This is a genomic window from Halomonas alkaliantarctica, from assembly GCF_029854215.1.
GTDB lineage: Bacteria > Pseudomonadota > Gammaproteobacteria > Pseudomonadales > Halomonadaceae > Vreelandella > Vreelandella alkaliantarctica_A.
In genome coordinates this window covers 1064179-1084454 of record NZ_CP122961.1, presented here as the reverse complement: position 1 = coordinate 1084454, position 20276 = coordinate 1064179, and the positions used below count along the sequence as shown (strand labels likewise).

Here is a 20276-nt window from a genome sequence, read left to right as displayed (position 1 = left end):
GATATATCTAGCGCGCGGCTATAGCTTAAAAGCCGACCAGTCAGTTTTTAATTGACCAAGATCAATGCTTAAATTAACAAGACAAGGATAATTGAACTAATTTCTAATCTAGCCCCACGTTTTACTTTGAGTATGGCAGCGGCATAGATGGTTTCACTTCTTTATATTCCAAGGACACAGTGTAAGCCTACACAGTACTTGTGCTTTAGCTGATCGGTTGCATCTCCCTCACTGCGTTTCACGCCTTATATTGAGCGGCCCTCTCGCTATCAAGATGGGGTTGTAAATACATCAACATCAAGCAATACCAACCTTCGCTGAAACCAACTAGATTCAGGCCAAGCTTGCTGAGCCATAATAGCCACATCAATTATGCGGTGGCTCGAACGTAAAGTTAACCTATTAACCAACTGCCAACCGTGGATTCGATATTATGAAGACAAGTAGTAAAGGCAAGTTGATCAAGAGCCTGGTAGCCCTTGCCGCTATCAGCATCGTGGCTTGGTTTGTCTGGTGGGAGCTACAGCCAGATGGCCTAGGCGAGGGTATCACTGGCGGCAACGGACGCATTGAAGCCACTGAGATCGATATTGCCACCCGCGTCGCCGGCCGCCTCGACGAAGTATTAGTCGAGGAAGGCGAGTTTGTCGAGGCCGGTCAAGTGGTCGCTCGCATGGATACCGCTACCCTAGAGGCCGATCTGGCCCAGGCCAGAGCACAGACTCGCCGAGCTGAGAACGCACTGGAGACAGCCCGGGCCATGGTTGCTATGCGTCAGAGCGAGCTGGAAACCGCACGAGCGGTGGTCAATCAGCGACAGGCTGAGCTGAATGCCTCTCGAAAGCGCTACGAGCGTTCGTCTGAATTGGTGGAGCGCAATGCCATTTCCCGCCAGCAATTCGACGATACCCTGGCCGACTACCAAAGCCATCAGGCAGCACTGGCCTCAGCCAATTCCCAGGTACTCTCTGCCCAGGCTGCTATCCGCGCTGCCGAATCCCAGGTTATTGAAGCCGAGTCAGACATCGACGCAACCCAGGCCGCCATTCAACGCATTGAGGCTGACCTGGACGATAGTGAGCTGAAAATTAATCGTTTGGCCCGAGTACAGTACAGGGTGGCCGAACCGGGCGAGGTACTCGGCGCGGGGGGAAAAGTGCTCAACTTGATCGACCTCACCAAGGTCTACATGACCTTCTTCCTGCCTACTAGAGAGGCTGGTCAGGTTGCTATCGGTGACGAGGTTCGACTGGTGCTGGACGCCGCCCCGGACTATGTCATTCCTGCCCGGGTCAGCTTCGTGGCCAGCACTGCTCAGTTCACACCCAAAACCGTGGAAACCGAGAGCGAACGGGAAAAACTGATGTTTCGAGTTCGCGCTCAGATAAATCCTGATCTGCTGCTCAAGCACATCAATCAGGTTAAGACAGGGCTACCCGGCATGGCCTACTTGAAGATTGAGGAAGAGGTGTCCTGGCCCGACTATCTCGAGGTCAATGTTTCACCATGAGCCAAGAGATACTCTCTGTCGCCCGCGTCAGTGCGCTAACATTGCGCTACGGACGCATCACGGCGCTTGACGCGCTGGATCTGGAACTGCCAGCAGGCTGCATGATCGGCCTGATAGGCCCAGATGGTGTCGGCAAATCCAGCCTGCTGGCCCTGCTCGCTGGCGCTCGTAAGGTGCAAGAAGGCGAAGTCACCGTGCTAGGCGGCAACATGCGCGACAAACAGCATCGTAGCCGCATAGGGCCACGTATCGCCTACATGCCCCAAGGATTAGGTAAAAACCTCTATCCTACCCTCTCCGTAGAGGAGAATCTGCAGTTCTTCGCCCGCTTGTTCGGCCACGAGGCAAAAGAGCGTCGTCGACGCATCGATGACCTGACTCGCAGTACCGGATTGCATTTGTTCTTGACGCGCCCCGCTGGAAAACTCTCTGGCGGCATGAAGCAGAAGCTCGGGTTGTGCTGCGCACTGATTCACGATCCTGACCTGCTAATCCTTGACGAACCCACCACCGGCGTCGACCCGCTGGCCCGTGCCCAGTTCTGGGATCTGATTAGCCGCATCCGCGTTGATCGCCCGCACATGAGCGTGATAGTTGCGACGTCGTATATGGACGAAGCCCAGCGCTTCGACTGGCTTGTAGTCATGGATGCTGGACGGAAACTCGCTACCGGCACCTCCCAGGAGCTGCTTGCGCTCACCGCCAGCGACTCACTGGATGCCACCTATATCGAGCTACTACCGGAGGAGAAAAAACGCGGCTATCAACCTGTGGAGATTCCCACGCTGGAGGTTGATGCCGATACAGACATCGCTATCGAAGCCCAAAGCCTAACTATGCGCTTCGGTGACTTTGTTGCCGTTGACCATGTTAATTTTCGTATTCGACGCGGCGAAATCTTCGGCTTCCTCGGCTCCAATGGCTGTGGCAAATCAACCACCATGAAGATGCTAACCGGTCTGCTGCCCGCCAGTGAAGGCCAGGCTTGGCTGTTCGGCCAAAAGGTCGACCCGCGCGATATCGATACCCGTCGACGAGTCGGCTACATGTCCCAGGCTTTCTCCTTGTATGGCGAGCTCACAGTGCACCAGAACCTGGTACTGCACGCCAATTTGTTCCAGCTTGCAAAGCACGATATACCCTTACGAGTCGACGAGATGGTCAAGCGTTTTGAGCTAGACAAGGTACTCGATGATCTACCGGAAAGCCTTCCCCTTGGCGTTCGTCAGCGGCTCTCGTTGGCGGTGGCGATGGTGCATAAACCCGAGCTATTGATACTCGACGAACCTACTTCCGGCGTAGACCCTATCGCCCGCGACAACTTCTGGCGCCTACTGGTCGAACTATCGCGGCGTGACCGGGTAACAATCTTTATCTCTACCCATTTTATGAACGAGGCTGAGCGCTGCGACCGCATGTCAATGATGCACGCCGGACGAGTACTCGATAGCGACACCCCGGCAGCGCTGGTCGAAAAGCGGGGTGCAGCAACACTCGAGGAAGCTTTCATCGGCTACCTGCTTGAGGCCGAGGCCGAGGCCGATCAGAAGAGCACCGCATCACAAATCCCGTCACAAGAATCCGGCGGTTCACCAGCATCAGCTAATCTTATTGATTTACCTCGCCCTAATGCACCGCACAACCGGCACTTCAGCCTCCAGCGGCTGCTCTGCTACATGTGGCGCGAAACACTGGAACTACGCCGCGATCCGGTAAGGGCAGCCCTGGCACTCGTCGGCTCGCTAATCCTGATGTGTGTAATAGGTTTCGGTATCAGCATGGATGTGGAGGATCTTCCCTACGCCATCCTCGACCGCGACCAATCTCCGCTTAGTCACAGCTACGCACTGAATATCTCTGGAGCCCCTCACTATTTTATCGAACGGCCGCCACTGACTGACTATAAAGAGCTTGATCGCCGCATGCGCAGCGGGGAACTCGCATTGGCGATCGAGATTCCTCCAGGATTTGAACGCGACGTGCTACGCGGTCGTAATGTGGCAATAGGCGCCTGGATCGATGGTGCTATGCCTCAGCGCGCCGAAACCGTGCAGGGCTATGTCCAGGGGATTCACCAGCAGTGGCTACAGGAGCAGGCGAGGCAGTCTGGCTTCTCTGCCAGCGCGATGGCGGCGACTATCGAAAACCGTTACCGCTACAACCCCGACATCCAAAGCCTTCCCGCTATGGTGCCCGCCGTAATCCCACTGCTGTTGCTGATGCTGCCAGCCATGCTCACTGCGCTCTCAGTCGTGCGTGAAAAAGAGATGGGCTCGATTATTAACCTCTACGTCACTCCGGTCACCCGGGCCGAGTTCCTGATCGGCAAGCAAATTCCCTATATTGGCTTGGCAATGATCAATTTTCTGTTGATGATAGGGCTGGCTATCACCCTGTTCGGCGTACCGATTACGGGTAGTTTCCCGACCCTGGCACTTGCGGCGCTGGTGTTCTCTGTCATCGCTACCGGTATGGGCCTGTTGGCCTCCACTATCACCAAGAGTCAGATCGCCGCCATGTTTTTCGCCATGATCGGCACCCTAATACCCGCTATCCAGTTTTCAGGTCTGACCAATCCCGTTTCTTCACTTGACGGCGTAGGCCGCTTTATCGGCGATATCTACCCGGCAAGCTATATGTTCACTATCAGCCGTGGCGTATTCAGCAAGGCCCTCGATCTTCGCGACCTGATCAGTTCTTTCCTACCGATGCTGCTTTCGGTTCCCGTGATCATGGGGCTTGCAATTGTCCTACTCAAAAAGCAGGAGAGTTAAGATGCGCCAGGTTGCCACTATCTTTCGCCTTGGCATCAAAGAGTTTTGGAGCCTGCTGCGCGACCCGATCATGCTGGTACTTATCACCTACGTGTTCAGCATCGCCGTCTACTCCTCCGCCACGGCGATGCCCGAGACACTGAACAACGCACCTATTGCGATCGTCGATGAAGACGACTCTCAGCTCTCCGCGCGGATCACCTCTGCCTTCTATCCCCCTCTGTTTGTGGATCCAAAAATCATCTCGCTTCCAGAAATGGACGCAGGGCTGGATGCTGGGCAATACACTTTTGTGCTGGTCATCCCTGCTAACTTCCAGCGCGACGTGCTGGCCAAACGCACGCCCGCTCTCCAACTCAATATCGATGCAACCCGCATGAGTCAGGCCTTCTCAGGAAATAGCTACGTACAGCAAATCGTCATGGGCGAGGTCAACGAGTTTGTCCAGCGTTACCGCGCGAGCGCTTTACCACCGGTAGACCTGATCCTGCGCGCCCGCTTCAACCCCAGGCTGGAACAGTTCTGGTTCGGCTCGCTGATGTCGATTATCGATCACGTCACGATGCTTTCCATCATTCTTACCGGTGCCGCGCTGATCCGTGAGCGTGAGCATGGCACCATCGAACACCTGTTGGTCATGCCGGTCACACCTACGCAGATCATGCTAGCCAAAGTGTGGTCGATGGGGGTAGTGGTCTTGCTGGCCGTGGTCCTTTCTTTGACCTTCGTGGTTCGAGGCCTACTGCAGGTACCCGTGGAGGGCTCGGTTGCACTGTTCCTAGCGGGGGCCACCCTGCACCTGTTCGCCACCACCTCAATGGGCATTTTCCTGGCTACGCTGGCACGTAGCATGCCGCAATTCGGCATGCTGATGATCCTGTTACTGCTACCACTGCAAATGCTATCGGGAAGTGCGACACCACGTGAAAGCATGCCCGAACTCGTCCAGAACATCATGCTCATCGCTCCCACCACTCATTTCGTCGAGCTGAGCCAGGCCATTTTATTCCGTGGGGCCGGCTTTGATGTCGTATGGACCCAGTTTCTAATGCTAATCGTGATTGGCAGTGTGCTGTTCGCCATTTCCCTAGCTCGTTTCCGTAAGACCATCAGTCAGATGGTCTGAAATAAATCACTATCCATCAAGCCGGCACCCACTATGTGCACCAAATTGCTCGTACCAATCGACGACAGCCATTCATCTCTTTTGGCTTTGCCCCAGGTAAGCTACCTAGCAATGCTGACCGTCACTAGCATCGAGTTAATTCATATTATTAATGCACGGGAGTGCTCCAATGACTTCGTAAGCCCGCGTGTGTATGACGAGAAAGCACTAGGCTAACTGGCAACAACGTTGTGCAAGTGACGCGTATTACTCCAGCAACCGTCATGCTAGTGCGGAACGCTCCCACACATGCAATTTCTCGTACTCCATGAGGAGAAATGATGAACACTTACGCATTCACCAACTAACTGAAGAGTAATTGTACGCCCTCGCTCAAAGTCGAGTATCAAGGCGTGGTTGGAAGTTGCTCGATATGCCTACGCTCTCGGGTTGGGCAATCACTAACGATTTAACCGGTGTACAACTCGTAGAGGGCGTTGACCTACCTGAGGAGCTGGTTTCTGCGTCACCACTGAGCTTTTCTGGCCTATGCAGTACTTATCGTCGCAATGGCATTGGTGCCGAGCTGGTCGCCATAATGAATGATGCTCATGCGCTTTGGCGATCCAAAGTCTACAGCGAGATTCCCTTTCCAGTACTTACAGCGCTGCTCCTTTTTCCAGGCGAGAACCTTGAGCAGGTCTGGAAATCAGGCGTATCTTGCTTCAAGACCTAACCGAATATAGTAATTGAAATTCATCCCAGCTGCGCTTTACCACCACTGCCTAGTGCCCTGCGCAGATAAGCAATGATGACAGGTAGAGAAGAACGGGCGGAGAAATTTCGCCACAAAAGCAGAGTACTGTACAAGGAGACGTGAGCTGAGCACGCCTCCTACTGAAGAACAGCCTTGCTGCTGAACATCAATCTTAGCTTTGAACCTCAGGAGACCTCAAGCGCCACTTTCAATACGCCATCGCGCTGGTGGGAGAAGAGATCGTAGGCGTCAACGATATTCTCGAGCGCATAGCGGTGGGTGACCATGGGCCCAAGATCCAACCGACCGGCGGCGATGATGCTCATCAGCCTGCGCATCCGCTCTTTACCGCCGGGGCATAGCGAAGTGATGATCTTATGGTCGCCGAGGCCCGCACAGAAAGAGCCCAACGGAATCGTTAGGTCCTGGGAGTAAACGCCAAGGCTTGATAGTGTCCCGCCGGGTTTTAGTACGCGCAAAGCGGACTCGAACGTTTGCTGCAAGCCGAGTGCTTCAATAGCGGAATCTACCCCGCGCCCGCCGGTGAGCTTGAGGATTTCTTCTACCACATCGACTTTACGAAAATCGATCGTGACATCCGCACCCATCTGCTTGGCCATGGTTAGGCGCTCATCAACACCGTCTACGGCAATGATCAACCCCGCCCCACGCAGCTTTGCACCTGCGGTTGCGCATAAGCCAATCGGACCTTGAGCAAACACGACCACGATGTCGCCAATTTTGATACCGGCAGCTTCTGCACCGGCAAAACCGGTGGACATAATATCCGGGCACATCAACACCTGTTCATCGGTCAGGCCATCGGGTACTGGCGAGAGATTGGCCTGTGCGTCGGGAACCAGCAGGTATTCGGCCTGGGCGCCGTCGATGGTATTCCCAAAGCGCCAGCCGCCCATCGGCTTGTAACCGTGGCTGTGGTGACCGCCATCCTGTGAGCAGCAGTCATCCTGGCAGGCATAGGAGGTAAAGCTGGGGCAGATCGCCCCGGCGATTACCCGTTGTCCCTCTTGGTACCCCTTAACGTTGGCCCCCAGTTTTTCGATAACGCCCACCGGCTCGTGGCCAATGGTTAAGCCGCGCTCAACCGGGTATTCACCTTTTAAGATATGGATATCGGTGCCGCAGATCGTCGTTGTGGTCACACGCATCAGTGCGTCGTTGGGGCCGATCTCGGGGATGGGTTTATCGTCTATCTCGATGCGGCCGGGCTCAACGAAGATGGCCGCTTTCATCATGGTAGGCATGGGTCGCTTCCTCAATGAGGGGAGTCATGACACTTCACCATTAAGTCATAGCAGACAGCGTGAGTAATTGCGCTAGATCAAGCTTAGGATTGACGTGGGGCAAGTCGGCAAGCGTCCACCCGATTTAGACTTAAGTAATTTCTTTAGCACTGCTTTTTATTATCTGAAAGCGCGCTACAGACATCTACTTACTTTGGGGTACCACGATGCCGACGCTGCCTTTCAAACCCTGGCCAACCGCTATAGCGGTGGCAATCACTCTACTGATATGGCTAGTTATTCCCTTACCAGAAGGCCTGACCACTGATGCCTGGCTGATGCTGGCTATTTTTGTGGGGACGATTGCTGCGATTATTGGCAAGGCCATGCCCATTGGGGCCATCTCAATCATTGCCATCGCCATTGTGGCAGCGAGTGGGGTGACTAGCGACAACCCGGGCACCGCGATTAACGATGCGTTAAGCAGCTACTCCAACTCGCTGATCTGGTTAATCGCCATCTCGATTATGATTTCCCGGGGGCTAATTAAGACGGGGCTGGGAGCCCGCATCGGCTACTATTTCATTTCGATCTTTGGCAAGAAGACGCTGGGAATCGGTTACAGCCTAGCTTTTTCAGAGCTCTCCATTGCCCCCGTAACCCCCAGCAATACTGCCCGCGGTGGCGGTATCATGCATCCCATTATGCGCTCTATTGCTAAAGGCTTTGACTCACGTCCGGAGGACGGCACGGAGGGTAAAATAGGCAAATATTTGGCGCTGGTGAACTATCACAGTAACCCGATTACCTCAGCGATGTTTGTTACCGCCACTGCCCCCAACCCACTGACAGTAGAGCTGATATCTATCGCCACTGGGGCGGAAATCCAGCTGAGCTGGATGACCTGGGCGCTCGCCATGCTACTGCCTGGTTTGGTCGCTATCCTGGCTATGCCCTATATTCTTTATCTGCTTTATCCGCCGGATATTAAACAGACACCCCACGCCACGCAGATGGCGCGGGATAAACTTGCCAAAATGGGTAAGCTCAGCCGAGACGAAGGCATTATGCTGTTTGTATTCTTAGTGCTATTGCTGCTGTGGGCAGATATCCCGGCGCTATTTCTAGGTGACTCGGTAACCCTTAATACCACCACGTCGGCGTTTATTGGACTATCGATACTGCTAATGACCGGCGTATTAACCTGGGATGATGTCCTAGCAGAAAAGAACGCCTGGGATACCCTACTCTGGTTCGGCGCCCTGATCATGATGGCTACCCAGCTCAACCAGACCGGTTTGATCGACTGGTTCTCTATCAATATGCAGAACTGGATCACCATGATGGGCATCGGCTGGATGGGAGCATCGGCCTTGCTAGTGCTGACTTTCCTCTACACTCACTACTTCTTTGCCAGCACCACCGCACATATTACTGCCATGATGGCGGCTTTTCTTACCGTTGGGTTAACACTCGGCGCACCGCCCATGCCGTTTGTGCTTATCATGGCCGCCACCTCCTCCATCATGATGACCTTAACTCACTACGCCACTGGCACGTCGCCCGTCATTTTTGGGTCGGGCTACCTAACGCTGGGCGAGTGGTGGAAAGCGGGCTTTATTATGAGCGTGGTCAATCTTGTGATCTGGGTAGTTGTCGGCGGTTTGTGGTGGAAATTACTGGGTCACTACTAAGGAAGGCTTTCAAAGCTATTGCCCAATGCTTCAGTACTGAAGGTGAGATACAGTAATTTCCGAGCTCATAAACACCAACAGGGGGCCGAAGCCCCCTGTTGGTATCAGTATTCCATAACTAGCACTAGCGCTGTTTTTTCTGGCTCTCCTTGGCTTCGCCTTTGCCTTTTTGCAGTTCGCCTTTCGCCTGCTGGGCCTTACCTTTGGCTTCTGTTTTATGACTACCCGTCGCCTTGCCCGCGGCTTCTTTCACTTTGCCTGCTGCTTTGTTGCCTGCGCCTTTAGCTTTATCATCTTTACCCGTTGTCATGACGAACACCTCTAATCCGTTAGTAGGGAAAACGCCGTGTGTGAAAGGTGCGAGTAGCACGGCTAATCACACGTCGACACATTCATCAGAGTAGCCTTTATTAAAAAAGTTGCGCTAATTAATTTATGGCGAGTTGCTCGCGGGTAAACGCGTAGGCGTCCAGCGGTTAAACGCAAAATGCAAGCAAGCTAAGGTCAGCAGTGTAAGGACCAGAGCAATGCTCATCGAAGAGAAGCGATAGAGGGCGCTATACACCAGGTCCTGCTGCGGGCCCAGCGACTGGCCAAACAGAATCCCCAGGGTGGTCATCCCGCCAAAGCCAATTCCCGAGCCACCGCCTTCATGAATATGCTCCCGAGCGAAGAGCATGAGCCCCAGCCAGTAGAGCAACACCACCAGCAAAAAATGGTGACTTTGGGTATAAAGAAGTAGCTGCATGAGTAGCGCCAAGTTACACCCTAACAACGTTCCTACCGCTCGCTTGGCGGCTGATACTTTCGCTCCAGAGTAGCCCAGCGTAAACAGCACCAGAATGGTGGCCATTTGCGCAGACAGTGAGCCCTGCAAATCGAATACCTGAAACACCACAAATGAGAGCGTGGCAGTTAACCCCCCCATTAAGGTTTCATGGCGAATTTGCGAGGATGTTTTGGTAACCCGTGGCGGCGGCTTGCGTGCTTCCACGTCGGGAAACAGCGTATGCATCAGCATGGCAATAAATACCGCCAGACCACTGGCGACGAGATTACAGGCGAGTAAATCGCTCAAGTCCACATTGGTGTAGCTGGCAAAGTGCAGCAAAATACTGAGCGTCAGTACGCCATTGGCGCCAAATAGAAACAGTGGCCCCTTCGCCATCAGGTTAAAGCGAAATAGAAAAATGCCCATTACGGCCAAAGTCATCACTACCGGCATATGCTTGAGCAAGCCCACCACCAGACTAACTTCGAGCACGTTGATCGATATATTAGCTAAAAACTGGCGAATGATATGACCGTTAAGAATCGGCACCATACCCAGTAAAAACATCGGAAAAACGGTAAAAAACACCCCGTAGTTCCACCCCATCAATTGGCTGACCACAAATCCTAGCAAGCCACCCCCGGCGACTCTAAAGCACTGACGCAGGCCATTCTTTGAGAGTTCGGGCTTGCGCTTAGTTGTCGCTACGCTCGAAGACCGCAATCTGGGAAGCCTATTTTTTATAGACCTAGAACTGATTTTAATAAACATAGTGCAGCCAACTGATCAGATGGGCCTGTAACCACACAAATGGCTTCGCCAAGGCAGTATCACCGGGCTGAAGCTGCACCGTGGCGCGTGCACCGCTGGGTAATAAATTCACGATTGGCTGGGTAAGCGCTAGGTGTACGCGCATACGCTGGGCATCGCGTACCCAGCGGTCGGTGGTGGAAATATCGGCGAGCTGACCATTGGCGGCCAACTGCCCTTCGAGAACACCGGCCTCCATGGCAAGCACTTGCGCATCAAATACCTGACCCGGCCAGGCATCAAACACCACTTGCGCGGCATCGCTGGGAGCCACATGGCGCAGGCTTTTTTCACGAAAATCAGCAATGATATCTATCCCATCCGCCACTACCGCTACCGCTGGCTGCCCCGCCTGAACGAAGTCACCTACACCTAGCTGCAGATTGGCAACTCGCCCGGCTTGCGCGGCGCGCACCTGGGTATGGGCAAGATCCAACTGTGCCTGCGAGAGCGCATTATCTGCTTGACGCAAACGCAGGTTTGTCTCACCAGCATCGCCCAACTGCACTTCCAGGCTGACAATTTTAGCTCTGGCTGCCGCTACGCCAGCCTGTGCGGTGCGCTCAGCAGCCACCTGCTGTTCGTACTGTTGGCGGGATACACTCTGCTGCGCCACTAGGGTTTCGGCGCGATGAAGTTCACCCTGCCGCTCGGCGGCCGTGGCCTCAGCGGAGGCCAGCTCCGCTTGGGCAGAGGTTAGCTCTGCTTCCAACTGGGCATTCTCCCGTTCGGCCTGCTCGCGATTAAGCTGAGCCTGTTCAACGGCTAAGCGAAACGGAGCCGGGTCGATCCGAAACAGCACATCACCTTTGGCTACATGCTGGTGATCACTCACCAACACCTCGCTTACTGGGCCACTGAGCTCTGGCGCTATACGTGTTACCGGCCGCATCACCCTCGCCTCCGGCGTCATGGGCATAAAGCTATCGGCTACCAAAAAATAGATAAAAAGCAGTACAAAGGCAGCAAGGGCTACCTTCACCCAGCGGGCAAATGTTTGATCAGGGGTCATGCAGAGCTCACTTGTTAGCCACCAGGCAACCACCTGGCCAGCGCCTCTCAACGGGCACGTATCGTATAGGGAATAGCACGAAAGACTTTAGTCTAACTATTAATTAGCACGCTAACAATATGCTTATTAAATGACGACAATAAAAAACCCCATAACCAATTGGCCACAGGGCTTTATATTGAATAAATCACACGAAGATGATTACCGCCCCTTGGATAAACTCAGCACGACAATACCGCTTACGACGACTGCCCCACCCACCAACTGGCCAGGGCTAAGCATTTGCCCCAATACAAAGTAACCGAGCACCAGGGAGGCAACCGGCTCGATATTCATCACCGGCGCATTGCGCGCCATATCCAGCCGCGGCACAAAAATAAACAGTGTTGAAAACGCCGAACCATACAGTAGACCGAGAAGCGTCAGACCCAGCCAGCCGGTACTGTTATCAGGCAGGCTCATTCCCCCAGGCACCACACCGGCGATGCCACCAATGAGCATCACTATAAACACCGTTTGCATGGTCAGCAGGCTGCGCAGAGTACTGCCAACCCCGGCGAGGCGGTGCTCAGTGACCCACAGCGCGCAGGCAAATACGAAGGCCGCCAATAGCCCAAACCCAATGCCTGCTATCCAACCCGGCCCCATTCCATCGGCGCTGGCAATCCATGAGGGAATATCCAGCACCACCAGTAAGCCGATTAAAATCGTGCCCATAATCAGGCAGCTACGCAGCGTTGGGCGCGGACCACCCAGCGCCCAACTGAGCAGGGCCAATTGAATCGGGAAGGTATTGACCAATAGCAGCGCAATCACCACGGGCAGTCTGGCCACCGCCGAGTAGAGACTGACGCTTTGGATCGCGATCAACAGTCCCACGCCGAGTTGCCACGGCCAGGAGCCTGTGGGCAGCCACAGGCGCTTTCTCTGTACGATGACTAACGCCACTAAAATCAGGCATGCCACCCCCGAGCGGGTCAATACCGCCAATAACAGCCCGGTGCCATTATCAAACGCCAGCCGCGCCGAGACGTGATTGGCGGCAAACATGGTAGCCACGGTCATCATTAACAGAATGGCCAAATGGCGCGGCAGTAGTTTCGGCAAAGGGGACGCTGACATAAGAACAGAACGGCTCATTAAGGGGGAGGGTTAAGAAGGTGTAAGGTGAAGATCGGGCGTGTAGCCATCAATAGCCCAGAATGCCTCGCTTTTACATAGTAGGCTAACGAAATCCTGGCACTGCTTTTCCGCAGCGCAGCATGTTAAACTAAAGTCTATCTCTTTGCTCACTAACCGCCTAGCGAAAAGGTTTTTATGAATGCATCGGTGCTGGTAATTAACTGCGGTTCCTCCTCTATTAAATACGCGTTGATTGATTCAGCCCCCCAGGCACCGCGTCTTGAGGGCATAGCGGAACGCTTGGGTAGCGAGGAGGCGTGCTTAAAGGGCAAAAACAGCGCCGGTGAACGTTTTACTCAGCCACTTCCGGGAGCAGACCATACCCAGGCACTTAACGCTATTCTTGAGCGCATGGAGGGCCGCCTGCCAGCGGCGGTGGGTCATCGCATCGTGCATGGCGGCGAACACTTCACCCAAGCCGCACTCATTGACGATAGCGTCATTGCGGCTATTCAAACCACCGCAGCGCTAGCCCCTCTTCATAACCCAGCAAATTTAGCGGGGATTGCGGCGACCCAAAACGTCTTTCCGGAGCTGCCTCAAGTGGCGGTCTTCGATACCGCTTTCCACCAAACCATGCCGCCCCGCGCTTACCGTTACGCCCTGCCTGAAAGCCTCTACGCTGAACATGGCATTCGCCGTTATGGCTTTCATGGCACCAGCCACGCTTACGTTAGTCAGCGGGCGGGCGAACTGAGCAGCCATGGCGCAGGCGGCTGGCTGACGGCCCACTTGGGCAATGGCTGCTCCACCAGCGCGGTGTGGAACAACCAGAGCCAGGATACCAGCATGGGCCTTACGCCACTGGAGGGCTTGGCGATGGGCACCCGTAGTGGCGACGTTGATCCCGGACTGCACGCCCACCTGCACCGCCAGCTGGGCTGGTCGTTAGATAAAATCGACAACGTGCTCAATAAAGAGAGTGGCCTACTGGGGCTTTCAGGCTTAACCAACGACATGCGAGAAATTGAGGAGGCCGCTGAACAAGGGCACGCCACCGCACAGCTGGCGGTAGAGGTATTCTGCTACCGGGTCGCCAAATCGCTAGCGGCGCTCTCCTGCGCACTACCCCACTTAGACGGGGTTATTTTCACCGGTGGCATCGGCGAAAACTCGCCTATTGTGCGTCAACGTGTGCTCGCCCTACTGCCCCACTTCAACTTTGCACTGGATAACGACGCTAACGAAGCGACTATTCGCGGCAAAGAGGGCACGCTGGATAGCGCTGGTCATCAAGGCCCGCAAGTGTGGGTGATCCCTACCGATGAAGAGGGCCGCATTGCCATGGAAACCCGTCACTGCTTAGAGACACATGTATGACTCACCCCGATCAGCCACAAGTCATTCTATTAGTGCCCACCAGCCAGGGCGCCGGGCTTACCTCAGCCTGTCTGGGATTAATTCAAGCGCTGGACACCATCGGACTGAAAGCCGGATTTTTAAAGCCGTTTATGCAGAACGAGCTGAACGGACCAGGCCTGGATCGCTCCACCGCACTTGTCTCACGGGCACTGAATCAGCGCCCTCCTTCGCCGATTTCCCAGGCGCGGCTGGAGCGCTTGCTGCGCGACGACCAAACCGATGAGCTAATGGAAAACGCCGTTGAGCTATATGAGCAGGTTGTCCAGCAGGCCCACCGCGATGGCAGCACCTTAGACCTTGTCGTGGTAGAGGGCGTGGTGCCCACACAGCACACCACCTATGCGACTCAAACCAATGCCCAACTCGCCAACGCGCTGAATGCGCGGATTATTCTTGTCGGCACCGGCGACTTGAACGAGCCCCAGGCCCTGGCCGAACAGCTGGATATGCATGCCCGCAGCTTTGGTGGGGTTAGCTCCAGCCGTACCCTGGGCGGCATTTTAATGCGCATGAAGAACCTGCCCTACGCCCAGGAAGACGATCTTTCTGCCGCGCCGGGCACCTTCAAACCGCAGTTGGAAGAGTCGGTACTCACTGAGCTACGCCAGTACTCCCCGGCCCTGGCGACCGATAAATTCCACCTGATTGGCGTGGTGCCTTACAGCAAAACGCTCAGCGCCCCGCGCACCCTGGATGTGGCGCGTGCGCTGAATGCAAAATTGTTGAACGAAGGCGAAGCCTCTAGCCGCCGCGTGCTTTCCACCAGCCTTTGCGCCCGCAGTGCTGCCAACGCGCTGCATATTTTCACCCCTGGCAGCTTGATAGTGGCCTCCGGCGATCGCGACGATGTGGTGTTGGCCTCGGCATTGGCGACCATGAACGGTATTCAGCTAGCGGGCGTACTATTGACCAATGGCTTTATGCCTAACGACAGCATGATTGAAATGTGCCGCCCCGCACTCAAAACGGGCTTACCGGTATTGGCGGTGCAGACCGACAGCCTGACCACGGCGCAGAACCTCAGCCAGTTAAGCAGCGAAATTCCTATGGACGATTTCGAGCGCGCCGAACAGGTGGCTCGTTACGTCGCGGCCCATATCGATCTTGAGTGGTTGAAAGCCCACCTTAGCAGCGGTTATACCCGCCGCCTTTCGCCTTCGGCGTTTCGCCATCAGTTGGTTAAGCTCGCCCAGTTGGCTAAAAAGCGCGTGGTACTACCAGAGGGCGATGAGCCGCGTACCGTCGAAGCAGCGATTATCTGCCAGCGCCGCGGCATTGCCGACTGCGTACTGCTGGGTAAGCGTGACGATATCGAAAACGTAGCGCGTAACCGCGGGCTTACCCTGCCCGAAGAGTTAACGATTATTGATCCCGAAAGCAGCCGCGCGCGCTATATTGGCCCGATGGTCGAGCGTCGGCGTGGCAAACTTAACGAGCTAACCGCCGAAGCGCAGCTACAAGACAACGTGGTGCTCGGCACCATGATGCTGCAGTTGGATGAAGTCGACGGGCTGGTTTCCGGCGCTGTGCACACCACCGCCAATACCGTGCGACCCGCCTTTCAACTGATTAAAACCGCGCCGGAATACAGCCAGGTATCATCGATCTTCTTTATGCTGCTGCCCGAACAGGTCGTGGTCTACGGTGACTGCGCGGTAAATCCCGACCCGGATGCCGAAACTCTCGCCGAGATCGCCCTGCAAAGTGCCCACTCCGCTGAAGCCTTTGGTATCGAGCCACGTGTCGCCATGATCAGTTACTCCACAGGCGACTCCGGTACCGGCGCCGATGTCGATAAAGTCCGCGAAGCCACCCGCATTGCTAAACAGCGCGCGCCGCACCTGGCTATAGACGGCCCGCTGCAGTACGACGCCGCCGCCATCGAGAGCGTGGGCAAACAGAAAGCCCCCGACTCTCCGGTCGCAGGTAAAGCTACCGTGTTTGTATTCCCCGACCTTAACACCGGCAATACCACCTACAAAGCGGTGCAACGGAGCGCCCGCGTAGTAAGCGTTGGCCCCATGCTGCAAGGATTGAACAAGCCGGTGAACGACCTTTCCCGCGGCGCATTGGTCGACGATATCGTTTACACCATCGCACTCACTGCCATCCAGGCCAGCCAGCGAAAAAGCTGAGTTACAGAAACCTTCCCTCACTCAATAAAAACGCCCCGAGCAGATAACTGCTCGGGGCGTTTTTATTAACTTCTTAAAGGTGTGTGAGGGCTAGACCCACATCGGAACCATCGATTCCAACACCATGACTAAACTCATCGCGGTGATGGTAAGGATAGAGACGCCAAACACCTTTTTGGCCCAGCGCACATCGTCATCTAAACGGTAGCCGCGCAGTGCCAAGTAGAGCCAGTAGCCGCCCATGGTCAGCGCCACGCACAGATACCCAGCGCCCGCTTGGCTGGCCAGCCCTAGCGCCAGCGAGGCGGGAATAAACGCCACGATGTAGCCAAGGATATGGTGTTTCGCCATTTTGACCCCGCGCACCACCGGCAGCACCGGGATCGACGCGCGGCGGTAATCGGCGTAGCGGAAGATCGCAATCGCATAGGAGTGAGGCATCTGCCACAGGCAGAAAATCACCAGCAGCATAATGGCACCGCTGTCGAACTGCCCCGTCACTGCACAGTAGCCCACCACTGGCGGCATGGCACCGGAGAGGCTACCCACCAAGGTGCCGTACTCTGAGCGGCGCTTCATATAGAGGCTATAAAGCCCCACATAAACGCCCCAGCCAATGACTGCCAAAGCAACGGTTAACCCGTTGGTGCCCAACGCCAAACATACCACACCCGACACGCCCAGCAGCGCTGAAACGCCCAGTGCCTGGGTGATGGAAATGCTGCCTCTGACCAGGGGACGATGGCGCGTACGCGCCATCAATGCATCAATATCGCGGTCAATGACGTTGTTACACGCACAGCCCGACGCAATGATTAATGCAATCCCCACCATGACCGCGACAAAGCTGAGCCACTCGAACTGCCCCTGGGCGGCCAGGAAATAGCCGCCTAGCGTAGCAATCAGGTTGCCCCCGATAATGCCGGGTTTAGTCAGCTCAAGCAGATCCCGCCAGCGACTAGGTGCTGAAATCAGCCGATCATCATGTTGAGATGCAGATGCTGCATGATCCACAGCGAGCCTCCTACCACTAGGACGAGAATCGTCAGTGTGAAGACGAAGGACATCAGGTTCCAGCCTTCGTCGGCTTTGGTACTCATATGCATGAACATGACCAGCTGTACCAGTATTTGCAACACAGCGGTCACGACGACCACCAATACGGTAGCCAGTGTGCTGAGCGCGCCACTCATCACTACCGCAAAGGGGATGATGGTCAGTATCAGCGACAATACCAGTCCTGTCACATACGACTTAACGCTGCCATGGGCGTTGGGTGAACTAGACGCAGAATGACTCATCTCACAACACTCCCATCAGATAGACGAATGAGAAGACACAGATCCAGACAATATCCAGGAAGTGCCAGAACAGACTTAGGCACAAAATCCTCGGCCGGGTCATATCGTTCAACCCTTTGGTAGACAGCTGAACCAGCATGACCAGAATCCAGATCAAACCAAAGGTCACGTGTAGGCCGTGGGTGCCCACCAGGGTGAAAAACGACGACAAAAACGCGCTTTGGTCCGGCCCGAACCCTTCATGAATCAAGTGCTGAAATTCGTAGATTTCCATACCCACGAAGCCCGCACCCAGCACGAACGTAATGGCCAGCCACGCTTTTACCTGACCAAGGCGTTCGGCGTTCATCGCCAGCACGCCCATACCGAAGGTGAAACTACTGAACAACAGCAAGAACGTTTCGACCAGTACAAACGGCAGCTCGAAAATTTCCGCCGCCGTGGGGCCTGCTGCCGTGCCTTTCATCAGCACGGCGTAGGTGGCGAACAGCGATCCGAAGATCACCAAATCGCTCATTAAATAGACCCAGAAACCAAACAGTTTCGTGCCCGTGGCATCGTGATGCTCTTCCTCGTGCTCTACCGGGTGGTGCGAGCTATGATTTAGCGTATCAGTCGACATTACGCTTGCGCCTCCACGCCTAGTTTTTGTTCACATTTGAGTTGATGCTCACGTTCGATGCGCTCAACTTCTGCGGCGGGAACGTAGTAATCGATATCGTCATTAAATACCCGTGCCATAAAACTCACGAAGGCACCCACAGCACCGACGCCGGCTAACCACCAGATGTGCCACACCAGCGCAAAACCAATCACGAGTGCGAATAGGCTAATCACCGGTCCTGCCACCGTGTTACGCGGCATGTGAATATCGGTGTAAGGGGCTTCTTCAAGCTGCTCTTCACCACGCTGTTTCTGCGACCAGAAGCTGTCGATGTCGCCCACTTCCGGCAAGCGCGCAAAGTTGTAGAACGGCGCAGGCGAAGAGGTTGACCACTCGAGGGTACGGCCATCCCAAGGATCTCCAGTGACATCAGCATTTTGTTTACGATCACGAATGCTCACCCAGAACTGAATAACGGTGCAGGCAATACCCATCATGATGATCACCGCACCTACCCAGGCCAGAATCATCCACGGTTGCCATTCGGGGTTGGCATAGGACTGCATACGGCGCACGGCGCCAAAGAAGGACAGCACGTAAAGTGGCATAAAGGCGACGTAGAAGCCGATGAACCAGCACCAGAACGAACGCTTGCCCCACTTCTCGCTCAACGTGAAACCGAACGCTTTGGGGAACCAGAAGGTCAGGCCCGCCATCATGCCGAACACCACGCCGCCGATAATGACGTTATGGAAGTGGGCGATAACGAACAGGCTGTTATGCAGCACAAAGTTGGCTGCGGGCACTGCCAGCATGACACCGGTCATACCGCCCAGAGTAAAGGTGATGATAAAGCCCAGCGTCCACAGCACCGGCGAAGTGAGTTCCAGGCTGCCGCGGAACATGGTGAACAGCCAGTTGAAGACTTTTACACCGGTGGGAATGGCGATGATCATCGTCATAATACCGAAGAAGGCGTTGACGTTGGCCCCTGCCCCCATGGTGAAAAAGTGGTGTAGCCAAACAATAAACGACAGCAAGGTAATCGCAATGGTTGCCCACACCATGGTGGCGTAGCCGAACAGGCGCTTACGGGCAAAGGTCGAAATAACCTCGGAGAACACGCCGAAGGCGGGCAGAATCAGGATATAGACTTCCGGGTGGCCCCAGGCCCAGATGAGATTGACGTACATCATCATGTTGCCGCCAAAATCATTGGTAAAGAAGTGCATACCCAAATAGCGATCCAGGGTGAGCAGTGCAATCGTCGCGGTTAAAATTGGGAAGGAAGCGATGATCAGCACATTGGCGCACAGCGATGTCCAGGTGAAGATCGGCATGCGGAACATCGTCATGCCCTTGGTGCGCATTTTAATAATGGTCACGAAGAAGTTGATACCGGTGAGCGTGGTACCTATCCCGGATATCTGCAACGCCCATATCCAGTAATCGACCCCCACCCCGGGACTAAACTCGATCCCCGATAAAGGCGCATAGGCAAGCCAGCCGGTTTTGGCGAATTCGCCCACCACCAGCGAGATATTGACCAGTATCGCCGCTACGGCAAACAGCCAAAAACTTAAGTTATTCAGGAAAGGAAAGGCGACGTCGCGGGCGCCAATTTGCAGCGGCACCACCAAGTTCATCAGGCCGATGACCATGGGCATGGCGACAAAGAAGATCATAATAACGCCGTGGGCGGTAAAGATCTGGTCATAGTGCTCAGGGGGCAAATAGCCCGCTGCATCCCCGGCGGCCATAGCCAACTGGGTACGCATCATTATCGCATCCGAGAAGCCACGCAGCAGCATGACCAGGGCAACAATGAAATACATAATGCCGAGCTTTTTATGGTCAACGGAGGTAAACCACTCGTTCCACAGCCAGCCCCATTTACGGTAGTAAGTTATCAAACCAAACAGTGCGATCCCGCCAATGGCCATAACGGCCGCGACGACCATGATGATCGGCTCATGATAGGGAATTGACTCTAAACTGAGTTTTCCAAACACGG

The 20276-nt window shown here is 55.0% G+C and carries 16 protein-coding genes; 7 read left to right on the top strand and 9 right to left on the bottom strand.

All coding sequences use genetic code 11. The features are described from left to right. The first annotated feature begins 433 nt into the window (after positions 1-433). The 4 genes from QEN58_RS04790 (at position 434) to QEN58_RS04775 (ending at position 6125) form a co-directional block, all read left to right on the top strand. A complete protein-coding gene (locus QEN58_RS04790; protein WP_280106019.1) occupies positions 434-1510 on the top strand; it encodes an HlyD family secretion protein in 1077 nt (358 codons plus the stop codon). Then, positions 1507-4284 carry a ribosome-associated ATPase/putative transporter RbbA gene (rbbA, locus tag QEN58_RS04785; protein WP_280106018.1) on the top strand — a complete coding sequence of 926 codons (2778 nt, stop codon included), beginning with the start codon at positions 1507-1509 and terminating at the stop codon, positions 4282-4284. Before QEN58_RS04790 ends, rbbA begins: the two co-directional genes overlap by 4 nt. Position 4285: 1 nt before the next feature. Beyond that, positions 4286-5410, top strand: a complete 1125-nt coding sequence (locus QEN58_RS04780) for an ABC transporter permease (protein ID WP_280106017.1) — start codon at positions 4286-4288, stop codon at positions 5408-5410. Positions 5411-5822: 412 nt separating this feature from the next. Beyond that, positions 5823-6125 carry a hypothetical protein gene (locus QEN58_RS04775; RefSeq protein WP_280106016.1) on the top strand — a complete coding sequence of 101 codons (303 nt, stop codon included), beginning with the start codon at positions 5823-5825 and terminating at the stop codon, positions 6123-6125. 206 nt (positions 6126-6331) lie between these two features. Here QEN58_RS04775 and QEN58_RS04770 read toward each other — a convergent pair whose 3' ends face one another. Next, positions 6332-7411: an NAD(P)-dependent alcohol dehydrogenase gene (locus QEN58_RS04770; RefSeq protein ID WP_280106015.1), complete on the bottom strand. Its 1080-nt coding sequence runs from the start codon at positions 7409-7411 to the stop codon at positions 6332-6334. Between the two features lie 206 nt (positions 7412-7617). Between QEN58_RS04770 and QEN58_RS04765 the strand changes: the two genes are divergently transcribed. Beyond that, complete coding sequence (locus QEN58_RS04765) at positions 7618-9084, top strand: DASS family sodium-coupled anion symporter (RefSeq protein ID WP_280106014.1); 1467 nt, start codon at positions 7618-7620, stop codon at positions 9082-9084. Between the two features lie 124 nt (positions 9085-9208). On the opposite strand, the gene QEN58_RS04760 is transcribed toward QEN58_RS04765, so the two are convergent. The 4 genes from QEN58_RS04760 to QEN58_RS04745 form a co-directional block, all read right to left on the bottom strand. Then, complete coding sequence (locus tag QEN58_RS04760) at positions 9209-9394, bottom strand: CsbD family protein (protein WP_280106013.1); 186 nt, start codon at positions 9392-9394, stop codon at positions 9209-9211. A 123-nt stretch (positions 9395-9517) separates the two neighbouring features. After that, the gene (locus tag QEN58_RS04755) at positions 9518-10627 is read right to left on the bottom strand and encodes a DUF2955 domain-containing protein (RefSeq protein WP_280106012.1); all 1110 of its coding nucleotides are present in this window, start codon (positions 10625-10627) and stop codon (positions 9518-9520) included. Continuing rightward, the gene (locus QEN58_RS04750) at positions 10617-11678 is read right to left on the bottom strand and encodes an HlyD family secretion protein (RefSeq protein ID WP_280106011.1); all 1062 of its coding nucleotides are present in this window, start codon (positions 11676-11678) and stop codon (positions 10617-10619) included. Before QEN58_RS04750 ends, QEN58_RS04755 begins: the two co-directional genes overlap by 11 nt. Before the next feature lie 201 nt (positions 11679-11879). Next, positions 11880-12800 carry an EamA family transporter gene (locus QEN58_RS04745; RefSeq protein WP_280106010.1) on the bottom strand — a complete coding sequence of 307 codons (921 nt, stop codon included), beginning with the start codon at positions 12798-12800 and terminating at the stop codon, positions 11880-11882. A gap of 195 nt (positions 12801-12995) precedes the next feature. On the opposite strand from QEN58_RS04745, the gene QEN58_RS04740 reads away from it, so the two are divergent. Both QEN58_RS04740 and pta read left to right on the top strand, forming a co-directional pair. Continuing rightward, on the top strand, positions 12996-14180 hold the full coding sequence (locus tag QEN58_RS04740; RefSeq protein WP_280106009.1) for an acetate/propionate family kinase: 1185 nt from the start codon (positions 12996-12998) through the stop codon (positions 14178-14180). After that, complete coding sequence (gene pta, locus QEN58_RS04735; RefSeq protein ID WP_280106008.1) at positions 14177-16357, top strand: phosphate acetyltransferase; 2181 nt, start codon at positions 14177-14179, stop codon at positions 16355-16357. Before QEN58_RS04740 ends, pta begins: the two co-directional genes overlap by 4 nt. Positions 16358-16447: 90 nt before the next feature. On the opposite strand, the gene cyoE is transcribed toward pta, so the two are convergent. The 4 genes from cyoE to cyoB are packed head-to-tail and all read right to left on the bottom strand — an operon-like array spanning position 16448 to position 20274. Continuing rightward, a complete protein-coding gene (cyoE, locus tag QEN58_RS04730) occupies positions 16448-17371 on the bottom strand; it encodes a heme o synthase (protein WP_273190206.1) in 924 nt (307 codons plus the stop codon). Beyond that, positions 17329-17658 carry a cytochrome o ubiquinol oxidase subunit IV gene (gene cyoD, locus QEN58_RS04725; protein ID WP_280106007.1) on the bottom strand — a complete coding sequence of 110 codons (330 nt, stop codon included), beginning with the start codon at positions 17656-17658 and terminating at the stop codon, positions 17329-17331. The genes cyoE and cyoD overlap by 43 nt, the downstream gene beginning before the upstream one ends. A gap of 1 nt (position 17659) precedes the next feature. Then, the gene (gene cyoC / locus QEN58_RS04720) at positions 17660-18280 is read right to left on the bottom strand and encodes a cytochrome o ubiquinol oxidase subunit III (protein WP_280106006.1); all 621 of its coding nucleotides are present in this window, start codon (positions 18278-18280) and stop codon (positions 17660-17662) included. Next, complete coding sequence (gene cyoB / locus QEN58_RS04715) at positions 18280-20274, bottom strand: cytochrome o ubiquinol oxidase subunit I (RefSeq protein WP_280106005.1); 1995 nt, start codon at positions 20272-20274, stop codon at positions 18280-18282. Before cyoB ends, cyoC begins: the two co-directional genes overlap by 1 nt. Between the last annotated feature and the right edge of the window lie 2 nt (positions 20275-20276).

What these genes read in the sequence shown, in the direction of transcription:
- QEN58_RS04765 (WP_280106014.1), top strand. Translation starts at nt 7,618, where the DNA reads ATGCCGACGCTGCCTTTCAAACCCTGGCCAACCGCTATAGCGGTGGCA.
- QEN58_RS04745 (WP_280106010.1), bottom strand. Translation starts at nt 12,800, where the DNA reads ATGTCAGCGTCCCCTTTGCCGAAACTACTGCCGCGCCATTTGGCCATT.
- QEN58_RS04775 (WP_280106016.1), top strand. Translation starts at nt 5,823, where the DNA reads ATGCCTACGCTCTCGGGTTGGGCAATCACTAACGATTTAACCGGTGTA.
- QEN58_RS04780 (WP_280106017.1), top strand. Translation starts at nt 4,286, where the DNA reads ATGCGCCAGGTTGCCACTATCTTTCGCCTTGGCATCAAAGAGTTTTGG.
- rbbA (WP_280106018.1), top strand. Translation starts at nt 1,507, where the DNA reads ATGAGCCAAGAGATACTCTCTGTCGCCCGCGTCAGTGCGCTAACATTG.
- pta (WP_280106008.1), top strand. Translation starts at nt 14,177, where the DNA reads ATGACTCACCCCGATCAGCCACAAGTCATTCTATTAGTGCCCACCAGC.
- cyoC (WP_280106006.1), bottom strand. Translation starts at nt 18,280, where the DNA reads ATGTCGACTGATACGCTAAATCATAGCTCGCACCACCCGGTAGAGCAC.
- QEN58_RS04760 (WP_280106013.1), bottom strand. Translation starts at nt 9,394, where the DNA reads ATGACAACGGGTAAAGATGATAAAGCTAAAGGCGCAGGCAACAAAGCA.
- QEN58_RS04740 (WP_280106009.1), top strand. Translation starts at nt 12,996, where the DNA reads ATGAATGCATCGGTGCTGGTAATTAACTGCGGTTCCTCCTCTATTAAA.
- QEN58_RS04755 (WP_280106012.1), bottom strand. Translation starts at nt 10,627, where the DNA reads ATGTTTATTAAAATCAGTTCTAGGTCTATAAAAAATAGGCTTCCCAGA.
- QEN58_RS04770 (WP_280106015.1), bottom strand. Translation starts at nt 7,411, where the DNA reads ATGCCTACCATGATGAAAGCGGCCATCTTCGTTGAGCCCGGCCGCATC.
- QEN58_RS04750 (WP_280106011.1), bottom strand. Translation starts at nt 11,678, where the DNA reads ATGACCCCTGATCAAACATTTGCCCGCTGGGTGAAGGTAGCCCTTGCT.
- cyoD (WP_280106007.1), bottom strand. Translation starts at nt 17,658, where the DNA reads ATGAGTCATTCTGCGTCTAGTTCACCCAACGCCCATGGCAGCGTTAAG.
- QEN58_RS04790 (WP_280106019.1), top strand. Translation starts at nt 434, where the DNA reads ATGAAGACAAGTAGTAAAGGCAAGTTGATCAAGAGCCTGGTAGCCCTT.